We start from the raw sequence: 17,037 nt of genomic DNA on the forward strand, positions 1-17,037 counted from the left end.
CGCGCGGCCCGCATCGCGGCCGTCAGGCGAGCGTGGTCAGGTCCTGGAACCAGTGCTGCGCCTGGACGTAGTTCCGCACCCCGCGCCCCAGCACATGGGGGTTGGTGTCATGCACCACGAAGACCAGCAGGGCCTGGTCCACCACCCGCTCATGCACCCGGGCCATCAGCCGGTCCTGCTCGGCCGGGTCGAAGGACTGGACGGCCTGGTCGATGAGCTTGTCCGTCTCCGGATCCTTGTAGTGCGACCAGTTCACGCCCACCGGCGCCACCTGATTGGAGTGGAAGAATCGCACGAGGGCATAGAGCGGATCGGAGGTAACATAGGCCACGTTGTTGGCGGTGATGCCGCGCATGGAGTCATGCGCCGCGCCATTGCGCCAGGCCGTGTAGAGGACCTCTAGCTCCACCGGCTGGAACTCGATCTCGATGCCGACTTCCTTCCAGGCCTGCTGGATGTACTCGTTCATCGGCATCGAGAGCATCTGCCCCGAGCCGCCGGTGGCGATGAGGAACTTCGCCTTCACCGGGTTGCGGGGGGAGAAGCCGGCGGCCTGAACGAGCCTGCGGGCCTCGTCCGGGTCATGCCGCACCTTGAAGCCCGGATTGCCGAACCAGGGCGAGGCGGGGTCCACCACCCCGGTCGCGGGCTTCGCCAAGCCGCCGAGGAGCTGGACGATCTCGTCCCGGTTGATAGCGAGGTTGGCCGCTTGGCGCAGGCGCAGGTCGCGCCAGGGAGAACCCTCGAGCAGGGAGAGATGATAGTTCCAGACATGGGGGGTGACGTTCTCCACCACCCGGTTTCCGGCCGTTTTCAGCTGCGGGACCATGTCCAGCGCCGGCGTCTCGATCAGATCCACCTGGCCAGAGAGCAGGGCGTTGCTGCGGGTGACGGCATCCGGGGCGCAGACGAGGACGAGGCGGTCCACCTTCGCCATCCGCGCCGGGTTCCAGTAGGCGGTGTTCCTCACCAGCTCCGCGCGCTCCCGCGGGACCAGCCGGGCAAGCCGGAAGGGGCCGGTGCCCGAGGGCTCCGCCGCGAAACGGTCCCAGGAGCGGCCAAGCTTCTCGTACTGCGCCGGCGATGAGACGAGGAACCAGAGCAGCTGGTAGGGGAAGAGGCTGTCCACGGCCTTGGTGGTCAGCTCCACCGTCATCGAATCCAGCTTCTTCCACCCGGCCAGGGAGGGAAGGCGCGGCCGGACCTGGGCCGCCTGGCGCTGGTCGAAATGCGGCGCCTGGGCGTTCATCACCTTCTCGAAGTTCCAGATCACCGCATCGGCGTCGAGTGCCGAGCCGTCATGGAACCTCACCCCCTCGCGCAGCTTCAGGACCCAGCGCTTCCGGTCCGCAGGGTCCGCCTCCCAGGAGACGGCGAGGCCAGGGACCAGCTTCCCGGGCCGGTCCGCCACGTCCATCTCCCAGGCCACAAGCGGATCGTAGATCGTGTAGCCGGTGAACTGGTAGGCGCCGGCCCCGCGATCCGGCTGGCCGGCCGTGAGGGGGATATCCGCCATGGAGATGCCGTAGCGGAGGACGCGCTCGGCCTGGGCCTGGGCCTCGGGCGGGAGGATGAGGCCGGACGGAAGCGTGGCGAGGCCGGTGGCGCCCAGCAGGGCACGGCGCGACAGGGTCATGAAGGGCTCCGGGTTGGTTACGGAGCCCGAAGCAACCCACGTGCCGCAGTGTGGAAGCGCGGGGGGTGGCTCAGTCGAGCAGCCACCAGCCGATGACTGCGGCACCGACGGCGAAGAGCACGCGGAGCGCCACCTCCTCCGCAGCGAAGGAGAGGACCTCCCTCGCCGCGCGCCGCATGAAGCCGGGACGCGTTTCGGGGCCGGCTTCGGCGGACTGATCGGACATGGGGGCCTCCTCCGCTTCCTGGCAGGGTCAGCCGCGCACATCCATCGCGGAGCGCAGCCCGTCGCTGACCATGTTGAAGCACATGCTGGTGACGAAGATGCAGACACCCGGGAGCATGGCCACGAAAGGCTGAGTGTAGATGGCCGTGCGCAGCGTGTTCAGCATCAGCCCCCATTCCGGCTCGGGCGGCTTGGTGCCGAGGCCGAGGAAGGACAGGCCAGAGGCGAGGATCATCGAGACGCTGATGAGGCTGGTCGCATAGACGAAGATCGGACCAAGGACATTGGGCAGCACATGCACCCGCACGATGGTGAGCGCGCCTGCCCCGCTGGCCCTGGCGGATTCCACATAGTCGAGGTTCCGGACCGAGGTGGTGGTGCTCTCCGCCACGCGGATGATCTGTGGGATGAAGACGAGCGTCAGCGAGAGCATGGCGTTCGAGATGCCCGGCCCCAGCGCGCCGGAGATGGCAACGGCCAGCAGCACCGAGGGAAAGGCGTAGAAGACGTCGGTGGTCCGCATGATCAGCATGTTGACCCAGCCGCCGGCAAAGCCCGCGATCACGCCCAGCGTGCCGCCAATAGCAAAGGCGATCAGCACCGGCGTGATGCCAAGGAACCAGGAGAGCCGCCCGCCATAGAGGAGGCGGGTCAGCATGTCGCGCCCAAGCTCGTCCGTGCCCAAGGCATATCGCCCATCCTGGAACCAGATCGGCCGCAGACGGCGGATCATGCTGGTCTGGTACGGGTCATGCGGCGCCAGTAGCGGGGCGAAGAGGATAGCCAGCGCCATCAGCAGCAGGATGAAGCCGAAGAAGAGCGTCACCGGGTCCCGCGACAGACGCCGCGCAACCCCGTGCCAATAGCCCTTGCTGCGGGACGGCGCGGGTTGCGGGACGGCGATGGCGGCCGGCGAGGTGGCGGCGGTCGTGCTCATGCGCGGCGGATCCGAGGGTCGAGCGCGGTCTGGATGAGGTCCACCGCCAGGTTGAGCACCACAAAGAAGATGGCCAGCACCAGGATGGTGCCCTGGAGAACCGGCAGGTCCCGCTGGAAAATGGCGCTGTTCAGCAGGAAGCCCGTGCCCGGCCAGGAGAACACCGTTTCCACCAGGATCGACCCACCCATGAGATAGCCTAGCTGAAGGCCCATCACCGCCAGAACGGACGGGGCCGCGTTCTTCACCACATGCAGCGCGATGCCACCCCGCCGCAGGCCCTTGCCCCGGAGCGTGGTGACGAAGTCCTGGTTCAGCAGCTCCATCACCACCCCGCGCACGGTGCGGGTGACGATGCCCATCGGGATGACGGAAAGAGTTGCCGCCGGGAGGATGAGGAACTTCGCATGCTCCCAATCCCAGGCCCAGGAGCCTGAGCCTCCTGGCCCCGCGCCCATGGCCGGAAGCCAGTTCAGGGTGACGCTGAACAGCACCACCAGCACCATGCCGAGCCAGTAATGCGGGATGGAGACACCGGCCGCTGCGAAGCCCACCGCCGCCTTGTCCAGCAGACTGCCCCGGAACACCGCCGCGACGGTACCGAGGAAGGTGCCCATCACGAAGCCGATCGCCGCCGCGACCAGAGCCAGGGTGAGCGTGTTACCCACCGCCGAGACAAGATCCGCCGTCACCGGCCGCCCCGTCGCGAGGGACCGGCCGAGGTCGCCCTGCACGACCCGCATCATCCACAGGCCGAACTGCACCGGCAGCGGCTTGTCCAGCCCGTAATCGCGGCGAACCTGCTCCACCACCTCCTGCGGGGCATCGGCGGGGACGATGGCGTTGATCGGGTCCCCCGGCGCGATCTGCACGAGCATGAAGCAGACCAGCCCCACGGCCAGGGCGATGGGAATCGCGTAGAGCACGCGACGGACGAGGTAGAGAAGCATGCGTCCTCCTCCCGCTCAGGCGGCCTGCGGCACGCGCACGCAGCGTGCGGCATGGCCAGGGGTGGGGCTGCGGAAGTCCGGCACCTTGGGGAGGCAGGCTTCCTCCACATAGGCGCAGCGCGGTGCGAAGGCGCAGCCCTGGGGCACGCGCTCGAGATTCGGCGGGGCGCCGGGGATGGTGGTCAGCCGTTCGCCGCGGAGGCCGGAATGGACGGTGGCGCCGAGCAGGCCCTGGGCATAGGGGTGCAAGGGGCGGCGCATCAGGTCCCGCACCGGGCCTTCCTCGATGAACTTGCCCGCATACATCACGGCCACCCGGTCCGCGATCTCGCCTGCCACGCCGAGGTCGTGGGTCACGAAGATCACGCCCATCCCCATCTCCTCCTGCAGGCGGCGGAGCAGCAGCAGGATCTGGATCTGCACCGTGGCATCCAGGGCCGTGGTCGGCTCATCCGCCAGCAGCAGCTTCGGGCGGCAGGAGAGCGCGATGGCGATCATGGCCCGCTGCCGCAGCCCGCCCGAGAGCTCATGCGGATAGGCGGCCAGGCGACGCTTGGCGGAGGGGATCTGGACCAGCTCCAGCAGCTCCAGCGCGCGCGCATCGGCGGCGCTCCGGCTCAGCCCCTCATGCCGCATCACCGTCTCGGCGATCTGCCGCCCGATGGTGAAGACCGGGTCCAGCGCCGTCATCGGCTCCTGGAAGATCATGGAGACGGTGCTGCCCCGGATATCGGCCATCTTCCGCTCGGAGGCCGTGATGATGTCGTGGCCGCCCACCCGAACCGTGCCCGAGAGCTTCGTCCGCCGTGGAGGGTTCAACGCCATGAGCGCGCGCAGCGTGACCGACTTGCCCGATCCGCTCTCCCCCAGAATGCAGAGGGATTCACGCTCGGCGAGATCGAAGGAAACGCCGTTGACGGCGTGCACGGTCGCATCGCGCGATACGAAGCGCACCTGCAGGTCACGGACATGGACAAGGGGTTCGGTCATGCGGCCACCTTCGGGGCCTGGCTGTGCCCACTGCCCGGAACCACCATCAGGCAGGCGGCCTGCTGCCCGGCGGGCGCCGGATGAAGCAGCGGCACGGTGGCGGAGCAGACCGGCTCCGCGAAGGCGCAGCGCGTGTGGAAGCGGCAGCCAGATGGCGGGTTGATGGGGTTGGGCGGGTCCCCGACCAGCGGCGGCTCGGTGCGGCGCCGATCGGGGTCCATCGAGGGACGACTGGCCAGCAGCGCAGCGGTATAGGGATGGGCGGCGGCGGCATAGATGGCTTCCACCGACCCGACCTCGGCCACGCGGCCGAGATACATGACCAGCACGCGGTCCGACATGTACTGGACCACGTTCAGGTCGTGGCTGATGAAGATGTAGGTCAGGCCGAACTGCGCCTTCAAGTCCTGCAGCAGGTTCAGCACCTGCGCTTCAACAGACTTGTCCAGGGCCGAGACCGGCTCATCGAGAATGACAAGCCGCGGGCGCAGGGCGAGCGCGCGGGCGATGTTGATGCGCTGGCGCTGGCCGCCTGAGAGCTCATGCGGATAGCGGCGCGCGAACTGGTCGGGGTTCAGCCCCACCGCGGCCAGCAGGTCCCGCGCCCGGGCACGGGCATCCTTGCGCGCCAGGCCGTGCACCTCGGGCGCGAAGCCGATGGATTCCTCGATCGTCAGCCTTGGGTTCAGGGAGGCGTAGCTGTCCTGGAACACCATCTGTACCTGGCGGCGATACTCCTTCAACGGCAGTTCCCGCCCGCCCACCACCTGGCCGTCGAACACTACCTCCCCCGTCGTCGGCGCCATCAGCGCCATGACGAGGCGGGAGGTGGTGGACTTGCCGCAGCCGGATTCCCCGACGATGCCGAGGGTCTCCCCCTTGATGACGTCGAAGTTCAGGTCATCCACGGCCTGGACCACCCCTGCGCCGCGGCCGAGGAACCCGGTTTTCAGCGGAAAGTGCTTGGTCAACCCGCGCACGGTGAGCAGCGGCTGCGCGGGCCCACCGATATCGGGCAGTTGCTTCAGTTCGGTCAGCGCGTCTGTCATGACACCGTTACCGTGCCGAGGTCCTGGAACCAGTTCCGCGCCTGGACGAAGCCCCGTACCCTCGGGGCCATGGCCCGCGCGTTCAGGTCATGCGCGACGAAGAGGAACATCGCCTCATCGACGATGCGCTGATGTCCGCGCGCCATCAGGGCGTCCTGCGCGGCCGGATCGAAGGTTTCACGCAGGCCCTTGCACACCGCATCCAGCTCCGCATCCGCCGTATGGCCCCAATTGGTGCCGCGCGGCGCGGCAAGGGCGGAATCGACATGGCGGATCAGAGCCGTGAAGGGGTCCTGGCTGAAATAGGAGTAGTTCAGGGCATGCGCCCCGCGGGAAAGCGGGTCCCGGGAGCCGGCGCGCCAGGCGTTTACCAGCGCATTCCACTCCATCACCTCATACTCCACCTGGATGCCGACCTCCCGGAGGTTCTCCTGGATCGCCTCGTTCATCGGCAGGGGCTGCATCATGCCGGAGCCCTGGCCCGGGATCAGCACTTTCGTCTTCACGGGGTTGCGCGGGCCGAAGCCGGCCTCAGCCAGCAGCCTGCGGGCTTCCGCGGGGTCGTGGCGGATCTTGAAGCCGGGCTGCCCGAACCATGGCGATGTCGGGGTGAGCAGGCCGACCCCGGGCAGCATCTGGCCATCCATCATGCCGGCGATGCCATCCCGGTCCACGGCCAGGTTCGCGGCCTTGCGAACACGGATGTCGCGCCAAACCGAGCCCGGCGAGGCGAAGTCGAGATGCCAGACCCAGTTATGCGGATACTCGTTGGTCACGATGTTGAAGCGCGCGGCGCGCAGGCTGGCCGTCACATCGGGCGCGGGCGCCTCGATCCAGTCCACCTGCCCGGCGCGCAGGGCCGCCGCGCGGGTATTCGCCTCCGGCAGCGGAATGAGCACCAGCCGGTCTAGCTTCGGGCGGCGCGCCGGGTTCCAGTAGTCGGGGTTGGCGACCATCACCCCCCTCTCCCGCTGGCTGAACTCGGTCATCCGGAAGGGTCCCGTGCCGGAGGGGGCGTTCAGGAAGGCGTCCCAGGATCGCCCGACCTTCTCCCATTGCGCCGGGGAGGACATGACGATCCATGCCACGCCATAGGGCAGCAGCGCGTCCATCTCGTTCGTGCGGATCTCGAGGGTGCGGGCATCCAGCGCCGTGGCCCGGACCACGCTCGGGATGCGGGAGCGGCCCTGGGCCGCCTGGCGCGGGTCGAAATGCGGTGCGCCTGGATCGAGCAGCTTCTCGAAGTTCCACTGGGCCGCATGGGCATCGAAGACGCTGCCGTCATGGAACCTTACGCCCTCCCGCATGGTGAACAGCCACCGCTTGCCGTCAGCGGGGTCCACCTTCCACTCGGTGGCGAGGTTCGGCACGAGGCGGGAGGGAGCGTCGGCCCGGGAGAGGTCCCAGAAGACCAGGCTGTCGAACACCGTGTAGCCGACGAAGCGCTGCCCCTCGCCACCCTGATCGGTCTGGCCGTTGGGCATCGGCACGCCGGCCGCCGTCATGCCGATGCGCAGGGTGCCACCATTCCCCGCAGGGGCCTGGGCCAGCGCCATGTCCCAGGGGAGCGCCGCGGCGGCAACAGTCGCGCCGAGGAGGGAACGTCGGCTGGTCTTCATTCCTGGTCTTTCCGCCTGCACGCCGGCCTGGGCCGCCCAGAGCCGTTTCGCGCACCGGACGGCACAGCAAGCCCCGTGCCATCCCCCCACCGCCCTCGCGGGTCGCATTTTCGTTGATTGCTGGCATTGAACTTGCCTCATCATGACCGGATCGTCATCCGCGATCGTCCGCTACGGAGAGGATACGCATGAGGAAGACCACGCGACGGGCATGGCTGATAGCCGGTGCACTGTTCGCCGGCCTGACCGCCTTCGGGACAGGCCCCGCGAACGCGCAGGAGAAGGTGCTGCGGATCGGCATGACCGCCGCCGACATCCCCCGCACCCTCGGTCAGCCAGACCAGGGCTTCGAGGGCAACCGCTTCACCGGCATCCCGATGTTCGATGCGCTGGTCAACTGGGATCTTGCCAGCGCCGACAAGCCCTCAGTCATCATCCCCGGCCTGGCTACCGAATGGCGGGTGGACGAGACCGACAGGACCAAGTGGCGCTTCACCTTGCGCCAGGGCGTCAAGTTCCACGACGGCAGCCCGTTCAACGCCGCGGCAGTGGTCTGGAACGTCCAGAAGGTGCTGGACCAGGGCGCGCCGCATTACGACGCATCCCAGGTTGGCGTGACCGTCAGCCGCATGCCCACGCTGCGCTCCGCGCGCGCCATCTCCGAGTATGAGGTGGAGCTGACCACGAGCGAGCCGGACAGCTTCCTGCCGATCAACCTGACCAACCTCTTTATCGTCTCACCCGCCCACTGGCAGGCGAAGCTGGCGGCGGTGCCGGCCAGCGTGACGGACCCGCGGCAACGCGCGAATCAGGCCTGGGCCGCCTTCGCCGCCGAGCCTTCCGGGACCGGCCCCTTCCGCGGCGTGCGCTTCGTACCGCGCGAGCGCTTCGAGATGGTCGCCAACCGCGAATACTGGGACCCGGCACGCCGCCCGAAGATCGACCGCGTGGTGCTTCTTCCGATCCCCGAGGCGAACACCCGCACGGCGGCCCTGCTCGGCAATCAGGTGGACTGGATCGAGGCGCCCGCGCCGGACGCTGTGCAGCAGATCACCTCGCGCGGCTTCAAGCTTTACCAGAATGAGCAGCCGCATGTCTGGCCCTGGCAGTTCTCCTTCGCGGAGGGGTCGCCCTGGCTGGACCGCCGCGTTCGCCACGCCGCCAATCTCTGCGTGAACCGAGCCGAGCTGAAGACCCTTCTCTCGGGCCTGATGGTCGAGGCGCATGGCACGGTGGAGCAGGGCCATCCCTGGTGGGGCAACCCATCCTTCAACATCCGCTACGACCTGGCCGAGGCACAGCGGCTGATGCGCGAGGCCGGGCACTCCGCGCAGCGGCCTCTGCGCGTGAAGGTGCTCACCTCCGCCTCCGGCTCCGGCCAGATGCAGCCGCTGACGATGAACGAGTTCTTGCAGGAGGCCCTGCGCGCGTGCCACTTCGACGTGCAGCTCGAGGTGGGGGAGTGGAACGCGGTGTTCACCAACTGGCGCGAAGGCGCCAAGCACGCGAATGCCCGCGGCGCGAACGCCACCAACGTCACCTTCGCCACCATGGACCCGTTCTTCGCGATGGTGCGTTTCGTCGCCACGGCCGCGCAGCCGCCGGTCTCGAACAACTGGGGCTTCTTCTCGAATGCCGAGTTCGACCAGCTGATCGCGACCGCCCGCACCACCTTCGACTCGGCGGGGCGCGATGCGGCCCTCGCGCGGCTGCATGCCCGCATCGTGGAGGAGGCGCCCTTCCTCTGGGTGGCGCATGACGTGGGCCCGCGCGCCATCTCCCCGCGCGTCGCCGGCGTGGTGCAGCCGCGGAGCTGGTTCATCGACATCGCAACCATGTCCATGAACTGAACGGAGCGGGACCGGGGGCGACGTCGCCCCCGGCCCTGCCCGGGCCGCGCGGACGCCGTCCCACCCTCTGGGGCAAGGGCGGCGGATTGCGACCGCGCCCAATTTCTTGATCCAGGCCCATTCCCCGCCGCCCGGAAGCTGCCATATTCAAGGCAGGCGGCGCGGGAGGGGTAAGCAACCATGTCAAAGAGTCCGGTTCCGTCCGGGCCGCTGGCGCGAACCGCCATGGCCTATGTGCTGGCAGGTGGCCGCGGCTCCCGCCTCATGGAACTAACCGATCGCCGCGCGAAGCCGGCGGTGTTCTTTGGGGCCAAGGCCCGCATCATCGACTTCGCCCTCTCCAACGCCATCAATTCCGGCATCCGGCGGATTGGTGTGGCGACGCAGTACAAGGCGCACAGCCTCATCCGCCATCTCCAGCGCGGCTGGAACTTCCTGCGCCCCGAGCGCAACGAGAGCTTCGACATCCTGCCCGCCAGCCAGCGCGTCTCGGAGACGGAGTGGTATGCCGGCACGGCCGACGCCGTGTACCAGAACCTCGACATCATCGAGAGCTACGGCCCGCGCTACATGGTGATCCTGGCCGGAGACCATGTGTACAAGATGGATTACGAGGTGATGCTCAAGCGTCACTGCGAATCCGGCGCCGATGTCACCGTCGCCTGCATCGAGGTGCCGCGGCGCGAGGCCAGCGCCTTCGGCGTGATGCATGTGGACGAGTCCGACCGGATCGTCTCCTTCCTTGAAAAGCCGGCGGACCCACCCTCCGTCCCCGGGCGCCCGGACATCGCCCTGGCCTCCATGGGCATCTATGTGTTCGAGACCCGGCTGCTCACGGAGGAATTGCGGCGCGACGCGGCCAATCCCGCCTCCGACCGCGACTTCGGCAAGGACATCATCCCCGCCATCGTGGCCCGTGGGGGTGCGGTGGCGCACCGCTTCGAGGAGTCCTGCGTCCGCTCCGGTGACCAGGCGGAGGCCTATTGGCGTGATGTCGGCACGGTGGATGCCTATTGGCAGGCCAATATCGACCTGACGGACGTCGTGCCCGCCCTCGACCTCTATGACCGGGACTGGCCGATCTGGACCTATGGCGAGGTCACGCCGCCCGCCAAATTCGTGATGGATGACGAGGACCGCCGCGGCATGGCGGTGGATTCGCTCGTCTCGGGCGGCTGCATCGTCTCCGGCACGGCCGTGCGGCGCTCGCTTCTCTTCTCCAATGTCCGTGTCCGCTCCTATGGCGAGGTTGAGGGCGCGGTGCTGCTGCCGGGCGTCGTCGTCGGGCGCTATGCCCGGCTCCGCAAGGTGGTGGTGGATAGCGGCGTGATCCTCCCCGACGGGTTGGTGGTGGGCGAGGACCCGGAGGCGGATGCCCGCCGTTTCCGCCGCTCACCCGGGGGCGTCTGCCTGATCACCCAGCCGATGATCGACGCACTGGGCCAGTAGCTCCCACCCGACTTCGACACCCCCGGCCGGAGCGCGGGAGCGGCCTCCCCAGGCCTCTCCAGGGCCGCCTCGCGAGAGCGCTCATGTGTTTTGAATGGGGGAACGAGGGCTCCGCGGCGGAAGGCCGCCGTGATCACGTTCGCGAGCGACAGGAGGCGGGGCGAGCTTAGTACCTGAACATCCTTGCATTCCCGCATTGACGTCTCTCAGCGGCCCTGCATCTTTTTCCCAGGCCATACGCTGCCCTGTTTGAGCTGAAAGGCTGCACCAGACCTCGCCTTTGGAGACGTCGCATGAACCCGGGCATCACGGATGCCACCAGCAGGAGCTATGCCGGTTCGGCTTCGGCCGCTTCGAACGGGGTGCTTTCCCCTCTCGCCTGCCATCTGGCGCCCAGGACGGGGAGGACAGCCTATGCATGACGTGCTTCTCCTGGAAGAGAACGATCTTCTGCGAGAGGTCCTTCACCACGGGCTGGAGGATCTCGGCTTCCGCGTTCTGGCAACGGCTTCCGCCAGCGAAGCCCTCCGCTGCCTGCGCGCGCCTCGTCCTCCCCGGCTGCTCCTGATGGACCTCGAACTCGGGATTGCCGATGAGGTCCGCGCCACTTGGCCTGATCTCCCCATCGTCAGCTATTCCGAGCGCCGCGTTCCCGCGGACGCCGCGCTCTGGTCGCGGAAGGAGCGCAGGCTCGCCAAGCCGTTCCGGATGGGGGAGCTGACCGACGCCATCGAGACCCTGGGGGTTCACCCCAGCCACGATGCTCCGCCAACCCCCTGGTTCCCTCCTCCATCGCAACACGGACACGCCACGATGCAGGCGAGCTCCGGCTGATCTCTTGCCCGGAGGGCACCGTGGCCTCGCCGTAAGGGGAGCGTCCCCAGGGGATGCGAGCTCGCTGGGCCCGCCTCCGGACCCACCACGGCGCCAATCTCCTTTGAGCGGTCTTGATGGTCGAATCGAGACCATCCCTGCCCCAGTCTGGCCACGGCCGTATCCTGTCCGGCCCGTCCCCGGTCCACCGCTTGACCAGGGGAGGGCCGGTTGTCATCTCTCTCCGGTCCTTCGGCGCCGCTCCGCGACGCCCTGGCCAGCGATGGCGGGCGAGCCGGGCAGGGTCCTACTGCATGCCGCGTCCCCCGGGGGGTTCCATCTCATGTCTGCTCAACCGACCGGCCAGGCTCCGAGGCTCCCGCTGCGTGTGCTTTCCGTTGCCTCGGAGTGCTTCCCCCTGGTGAAGACCGGCGGCCTCGCTGATGTGGTCGGGGCGCTGCCGGCAGCACTGGCCTCCGAAGCGGTCGCCATGCGCACCCTCCTGCCCGGCTATCCCGGCGTGATCGCCAAGCTCGGTCCCGCCGATCCGGCGCATCAGTTCGAAGACCTGTTCGGCGGGCCGGCACGGCTCCTGGCCGGCCGTGTCTCGGGGCTGGACCTGCTGGTGCTGGACGCGCCGCATCTCTATGCCCGGCCAGGGGGGCCGTATAACGACCCGCAGGGTCATGACTGGTCCGACAACCCTCAACGCTTCGCCGCCCTGAGTTGGGCCGCCGCCGAGATCGGCCGGGGCATCCTGCCGGGATGGCGGCCGCATGTGGTGCATGCGCATGACTGGCAGGCCGGCTTGGCGCCCGCCTATCTGCACTATGCCGGGGGGCCGAGGCCCGGCACGGTCTTCACGGTCCATAACCTTGCCTTCCAGGGGTGGACACCGGCCGGGCTGCTGAACACCCTTCGCCTCCCGCCGCAGGCCCTCCATATCGACGGGGTCGAGTTCTATGGCGGCATCGGCACGCTGAAGGCGGGGCTGCGGCTCTCCGATCGGATCACGACGGTTTCGCCGACCTATGCGCGCGAAATCACCACCCCCGAAGAGGGCATGGGGCTGGATGGGCTGCTGCGCGCGCGGTCCGGCGTGCTGCATGGCATCCTGAACGGCATCGACGAGGCAGCGTGGGATCCGGCGGCGGATCCCCACCTGGCCGCCGCGTTCGATGCGGAGCGGCCGGAAGGGCGTGAGGCCGACCGCGCGGCGCTGCGGGCCCGCATGGGCCTGGCGGACACACCGGATGCTCTCGTCCTCGGCGTGGTCAGCCGGCTCACGGGCCAGAAGGGGATGGACCTGCTCCTCGCCTGCCTGCCGGCCCTGCTGGGGCATGGGATGCGGCTCGCGGTGCTGGGGGCGGGCGAGCCGGGGCTGGAGGCCGCGTTCCAGCAGGCCGCCGCGGCGCATCCAGGCCAGGTGGCCGTCCGCATCGGCTATGATGAAGCCCTCGCTCACATGATCCAGGGCGGTTGCGACGCCCTCCTGGTGCCATCCCGCTTCGAACCCTGCGGCCTGACCCAGCTCTGCGCCCTGCGCTACGGCGCCCTGCCCGTGGTCGCCCGCGTCGGTGGCCTGGCGGATACGGTGATCGATGCTAATGAAGCGGCGCTGGCGACCGGCGTGGCCACGGGGCTGCAATTCGCCCCGACAACGGTCCCGGCGCTGGAAGGCGCCCTGGCCCGGCTTGCGGCCCTCTGGCGGGACCGCGCGGCCTGGAACCGGGTCCAGGCCAATGCGATGCGGGCCCCCGTGGGCTGGGCCCGCTCCGCCTCACGCTATGCGGCGCTCTACCGGGAAATCGCCGGCCCTGGATGACATTCCCGCGGGGCGGGAAAGAACCCAGCAAGACTCGCTTCTTACGTTCAAAGCCCATCCCTGCCAGGATGGCATTTCATTGTGCAGGACTGCCTATGAACGACAGCCCCTCCCCCGCCTCGCTCAGGATCGACGCACCCGATGCGGCGGCCATCGAGGAGTTCCGGGAGAGCATCCTCGCGAAGCTCGTCTATCAGGTCGGCGGACGGCCTGAGCGGGCGAGCCCGCGGGACTGGTTCATCGCGACCGCCCTCGCCGCCCGGGACCACATCGTGGACGACTGGCGCCGGACGAATGACCAGACCCGCGCGGAGGACCGCAAGGGGGTCTGCTACCTCTCCATGGAATTCCTGATCGGCCGGCTGCTGACCGACGCACTCGGGAATCTCGGCCTGACCGAGACGGCGCGCCAGGCCCTGGCCGGCCTGGGCGTGGACCTGGACGCGGTGGCGGGACAGGAGGCGGATGCGGCGCTCGGGAATGGCGGCCTCGGCCGCCTGGCGGCCTGCTTCATGGAGAGCATGGCGAGCATCGGCGTGCCGGCCTATGGCTACGGCATCCGCTACGAGAACGGCCTGTTCCGGCAGATCATCGCGGGCGGGCTCCAGCACGAGGTCCCAGAAGACTGGCTGGCCCTCGGCAATCCCTGGGAGTTCGAGCGGTCGAGCCTTGTCTACGAGATCCGCTTCGGGGGCCATGTCCGCTCGGAGGTATCCGTGGACGGCTCCACCCGCATGGTCTGGCATGCCGGGGAGATCGTGAACGCCCTGGCCTATGACACGCCGGTGGTGGGCTGGCGAGGCAAGCGCATCAACACGCTGCGCCTCTGGTCCGCCCGCGCGACGGACCCTCTGCATCTCAGCGAGTTCAACCGCGGCGACCATGTCGGCGCGCAGGCCGCCCGGATGAGGGCGGAGGCCATTTCCCGCGTGCTCTATCCCGGGGACGAGACCGAAGCCGGGCAGGAGCTGCGGCTGCGGCAGGAGTATTTCTTCGCCTCGGCATCGCTGCAGGACATCATCCGCCGCCATCTCTCGCGCCATGCCGGGCTGGGGAACCTGGCCGATCGTGTCGCCGTGCAGCTCAACGACACCCACCCGGCGATCGGCGTGGCTGAGCTGATGCGACTTCTGATGGACGTGCATGGCATGGATTGGGATGCCGCCTGGGCGGTGACCCAGGCCACCTTCTCCTACACCAACCACACGCTTCTGCCCGAGGCCCTGGAAACCTGGCCCGTGCCGATGATGGAGCGGCTGCTGCCGCGCCACATGCAGATCATCTACCTCATCAATGCCCGCCATCTCGACACGGCCCGGGCCCGCGGCGCCGGGGACGCGCTGCTCTCCTCCGTCTCGCTGATCGATGAGCGCCATGGCCGGCGCGTGCGGATGGGGCATCTCGCCTTTGTCGGCTCCCACCGGATCAACGGCGTCTCGGCGCTTCACTCCCAGCTGATGCGCGACACGGTCTTCGCCGATCTCAATCAGGTCTGCGGCGACCGGATCACCAACAAGACCAATGGCATCACCTTCCGCCGCTGGCTGCACCGGGCTAATCCCGGCCTGACGCATCTGCTGACCGATACGATCGGGCCGGAGTTGCTGGACGATCCGGAGCGGCTGGAGCACTTGGTTCCCCTGGCGGAGGATGCTGGCTTCCGTCAACGTTTCGCCGCGCAGAGGCGCGCCGCGAAGGAGCGGCTGACCGGAGTGATCGCGACCCGCATCGGCCTGAAGGTCGATCCGGACGCGCTGTTCGACGTGCAAATCAAGCGCATCCATGAATACAAGCGCCAGTTGCTGAACGTGGTGCAAACCGTAGCGCTCTACAATGCGATGCGGGCGCGCCCGACCGGCCACTGGATTCCGCGCGTGAAGATCTTCGCGGGCAAGGCGGCGCCGAGCTACCACCAGGCCAAGCTCATCATCCGGCTGACGAACGATGTGGCGGCCACGATCAACGAGGACCCGACCCTGCGCGGGACGCTGAAGGTCGCCTTCCTCCCGAACTACAATGTGAGTCTGGCCGAGATGATCATCCCGGCCGCCGACCTGTCGGAGCAGATCTCGACCGCCGGGCTGGAGGCCTCCGGCACGGGCAACATGAAGCTGGCGCTGAACGGCGCGTTGACGATCGGCACGCTGGACGGGGCAAATGTCGAGATCGACGAGCGGGTCGGCCGGGACAACATCTTCATCTTCGGCCTGACGGCGGCGGAAGTGGCGGAGCGGAAGCGGGCGGGCTTCGATGCGCGCTTGGCGGTCGCCGCCTCACCGGAGTTGCGCGGCGCCCTGGATGCCATCGCCTCCGGCGTCTTCTCCCCCGGCGAGCCGGACCGCTATCGTGGCCTAGTGGAGAGCTTGCTGCATGACGACCGCTACCTCGTCACAGCCGATTTCGACGCCTATCACGCCAGGCAGCGCGACGTGGCGACATGCTGGTCGAAGCCGGAATCCTGGTGGCGCTCGGCGGTGCTGAACACCGCCCATGTCAGCTGGTTCTCCTCCGACCGGACCATTCGCGACTATGCCGAGGATATCTGGAAGGTGACGCCGCGCTGAACGACTGGCCGGACCGGGTCGGTCCCTCTCCCGGCCTGGGCTCGCCGGGAGAGGGATGGGGCCGGGCGGAGAGGCTAGTGGTGCAGGCGGCGTATCATCTCCCGTGTGGCCGCCTCCACCTCGTCGACCAACATGGCCCGGATGGCCGCGCCATCCATCCGGCCGGACCAACCGCTGCGCTCGAAAAGGTCGACGAGTTCACGGATCTCCTCCGCCGCCGAGCGGAGATAGGTGATCGGATCGTCGGTCTTGCGCAGGCCTTCCTCAAGCACGATGCGGATGGCAGCGGCCATGTTCTTCCGCAGCGTCTCGTCGCCCATGCCTTGTTCCTGTCCCACGCCACCTCCGTATTCGATTCGCATACCATGAGCCCTGGCCGACGAAAACGTTCCACCCTGCGTAGAGTATGACGCCAAACCATTTGTGCCCGCCGGTGCTCCTGAAAGGGCGGAATGAACCTCGGCCGACATAGCCCCCGGCACGAAGTCGTTTTGGTACCGTTACAAAAAGCAGGCATAGCGTCTAGGGTCGCAGGTCGGACCCGTAGCATGTACTGCTCGCCCAGGTAGCGCTACCTCCATCCTCTTCCCGTTTGTCGGGAGACTCCTTACTCTCCACGCAGCGGAACGGTGCAGGGGCGGTTTTTGCGTGGACGAGCCGATCAACCGCCTTCTGCGCGCCTGCGGCCTGCAACAATTTGCCTATGTCCGGTACCCCGCGGTTCGGATCGAGCCGCCGCGTCCTCAGCCTGCGGCGGAGGTCGAGCCACCTCCCGCCCCCCCGGAGCCGCTCCCCGTTCCAGAGGCGCCGGTCCAGCGTGCCGCGCCGGCAGTACAACCTCCGCCAGCCCCACCCCCGCCCGCCTCTCCGCCACCCGCACCTACGCAGGCGGAGAGGCGCACGGTGCTATTTGCCCCAGCGCGGCCACGTCGACCGTCCCCCCTCGCGCCCTCCACGCCGGTCCCGCCCCCCGCTCCGCCGCCTCCGCCGGTGATCGAAGCCGTAAAGGCGAAGCCCCCGCCGGTTCCTCGCCCTGAGCCACGGCGTTTGCAGATCCGCCCGCCTGTCGGCGCTCCCCAGCCCTCAGCGCCCCCGGAGCCCCCGCCAGCCTCTCCTGCGCCCGCGCCTGC

The 17,037-nt window shown here is 68.4% G+C and carries 13 protein-coding genes; 5 read left to right on the plus strand and 8 right to left on the minus strand.

The features are described 5' to 3' along the window. Window positions 1–22 precede the first annotated feature (22 nt). From BUB97_RS03115 to BUB97_RS03140, 7 genes are all read right to left on the minus strand, one after another. The gene (locus BUB97_RS03115; protein ID WP_073131345.1) at window positions 23–1,636 is read right to left on the minus strand and encodes an ABC transporter substrate-binding protein; all 1,614 of its coding nucleotides are present in this window, start codon (window positions 1,634–1,636) and stop codon (window positions 23–25) included. Window positions 1,637–1,706: 70 nt separating this feature from the next. Continuing rightward, complete coding sequence (locus BUB97_RS26100) at window positions 1,707–1,862, minus strand: hypothetical protein (protein ID WP_175562545.1); 156 nt, start codon at window positions 1,860–1,862, stop codon at window positions 1,707–1,709. A gap of 27 nt (window positions 1,863–1,889) precedes the next feature. Next, entirely contained in the window at window positions 1,890–2,798 is a 909-nt protein-coding gene (locus BUB97_RS03120) for an ABC transporter permease (RefSeq protein WP_073131347.1), read from the minus strand. Next, window positions 2,795–3,748: an ABC transporter permease gene (locus tag BUB97_RS03125; protein WP_073131348.1), complete on the minus strand. Its 954-nt coding sequence runs from the start codon at window positions 3,746–3,748 to the stop codon at window positions 2,795–2,797. Before BUB97_RS03125 ends, BUB97_RS03120 begins: the two co-directional genes overlap by 4 nt. A 15-nt stretch (window positions 3,749–3,763) precedes the next feature. Further along, window positions 3,764–4,738, minus strand: a complete 975-nt coding sequence (locus BUB97_RS03130; RefSeq protein ID WP_073131350.1) for an ABC transporter ATP-binding protein — start codon at window positions 4,736–4,738, stop codon at window positions 3,764–3,766. Beyond that, window positions 4,735–5,787 (minus strand): ABC transporter ATP-binding protein, encoded by a 1,053-nt coding sequence (locus tag BUB97_RS03135; protein ID WP_073131352.1) that lies wholly within the window; start codon window positions 5,785–5,787, stop codon window positions 4,735–4,737. Before BUB97_RS03135 ends, BUB97_RS03130 begins: the two co-directional genes overlap by 4 nt. Next, window positions 5,784–7,406: an ABC transporter substrate-binding protein gene (locus BUB97_RS03140; RefSeq protein ID WP_073131353.1), complete on the minus strand. Its 1,623-nt coding sequence runs from the start codon at window positions 7,404–7,406 to the stop codon at window positions 5,784–5,786. Before BUB97_RS03140 ends, BUB97_RS03135 begins: the two co-directional genes overlap by 4 nt. Before the next feature lie 188 nt (window positions 7,407–7,594). Between BUB97_RS03140 and BUB97_RS03145 the strand changes: the two genes are divergently transcribed. The 5 genes from BUB97_RS03145 (at window position 7,595) to BUB97_RS03165 (ending at window position 15,907) form a co-directional block, all read left to right on the plus strand. Next, a complete protein-coding gene (locus BUB97_RS03145) occupies window positions 7,595–9,256 on the plus strand; it encodes an ABC transporter substrate-binding protein (RefSeq protein WP_073131356.1) in 1,662 nt (553 codons plus the stop codon). Between the two features lie 180 nt (window positions 9,257–9,436). Further along, window positions 9,437–10,705 carry a glucose-1-phosphate adenylyltransferase gene (glgC, locus tag BUB97_RS03150; protein ID WP_073131358.1) on the plus strand — a complete coding sequence of 423 codons (1,269 nt, stop codon included), beginning with the start codon at window positions 9,437–9,439 and terminating at the stop codon, window positions 10,703–10,705. Window positions 10,706–11,119: 414 nt separating this feature from the next. Continuing rightward, window positions 11,120–11,539: a response regulator gene (locus BUB97_RS03155; RefSeq protein ID WP_073131360.1), complete on the plus strand. Its 420-nt coding sequence runs from the start codon at window positions 11,120–11,122 to the stop codon at window positions 11,537–11,539. A 361-nt stretch (window positions 11,540–11,900) separates the two neighbouring features. Next, window positions 11,901–13,343, plus strand: a complete 1,443-nt coding sequence (gene glgA, locus BUB97_RS03160) for a glycogen synthase GlgA (RefSeq protein ID WP_217659561.1) — start codon at window positions 11,901–11,903, stop codon at window positions 13,341–13,343. 95 nt (window positions 13,344–13,438) lie between these two features. Further along, a complete protein-coding gene (locus BUB97_RS03165; protein WP_073131365.1) occupies window positions 13,439–15,907 on the plus strand; it encodes a glycogen/starch/alpha-glucan phosphorylase in 2,469 nt (822 codons plus the stop codon). 74 nt (window positions 15,908–15,981) lie between these two features. Here the strand turns inward: BUB97_RS03165 and BUB97_RS03170 are convergent, their stop codons facing one another. Further along, complete coding sequence (locus BUB97_RS03170; protein ID WP_073131367.1) at window positions 15,982–16,227, minus strand: hypothetical protein; 246 nt, start codon at window positions 16,225–16,227, stop codon at window positions 15,982–15,984. Between the last annotated feature and the right edge of the window lie 810 nt (window positions 16,228–17,037).

It is taken from the genome of Muricoccus roseus (assembly GCF_900141905.1).
Classification (GTDB): Bacteria; Pseudomonadota; Alphaproteobacteria; order Acetobacterales; family Acetobacteraceae; genus Roseomonas; species Roseomonas rosea.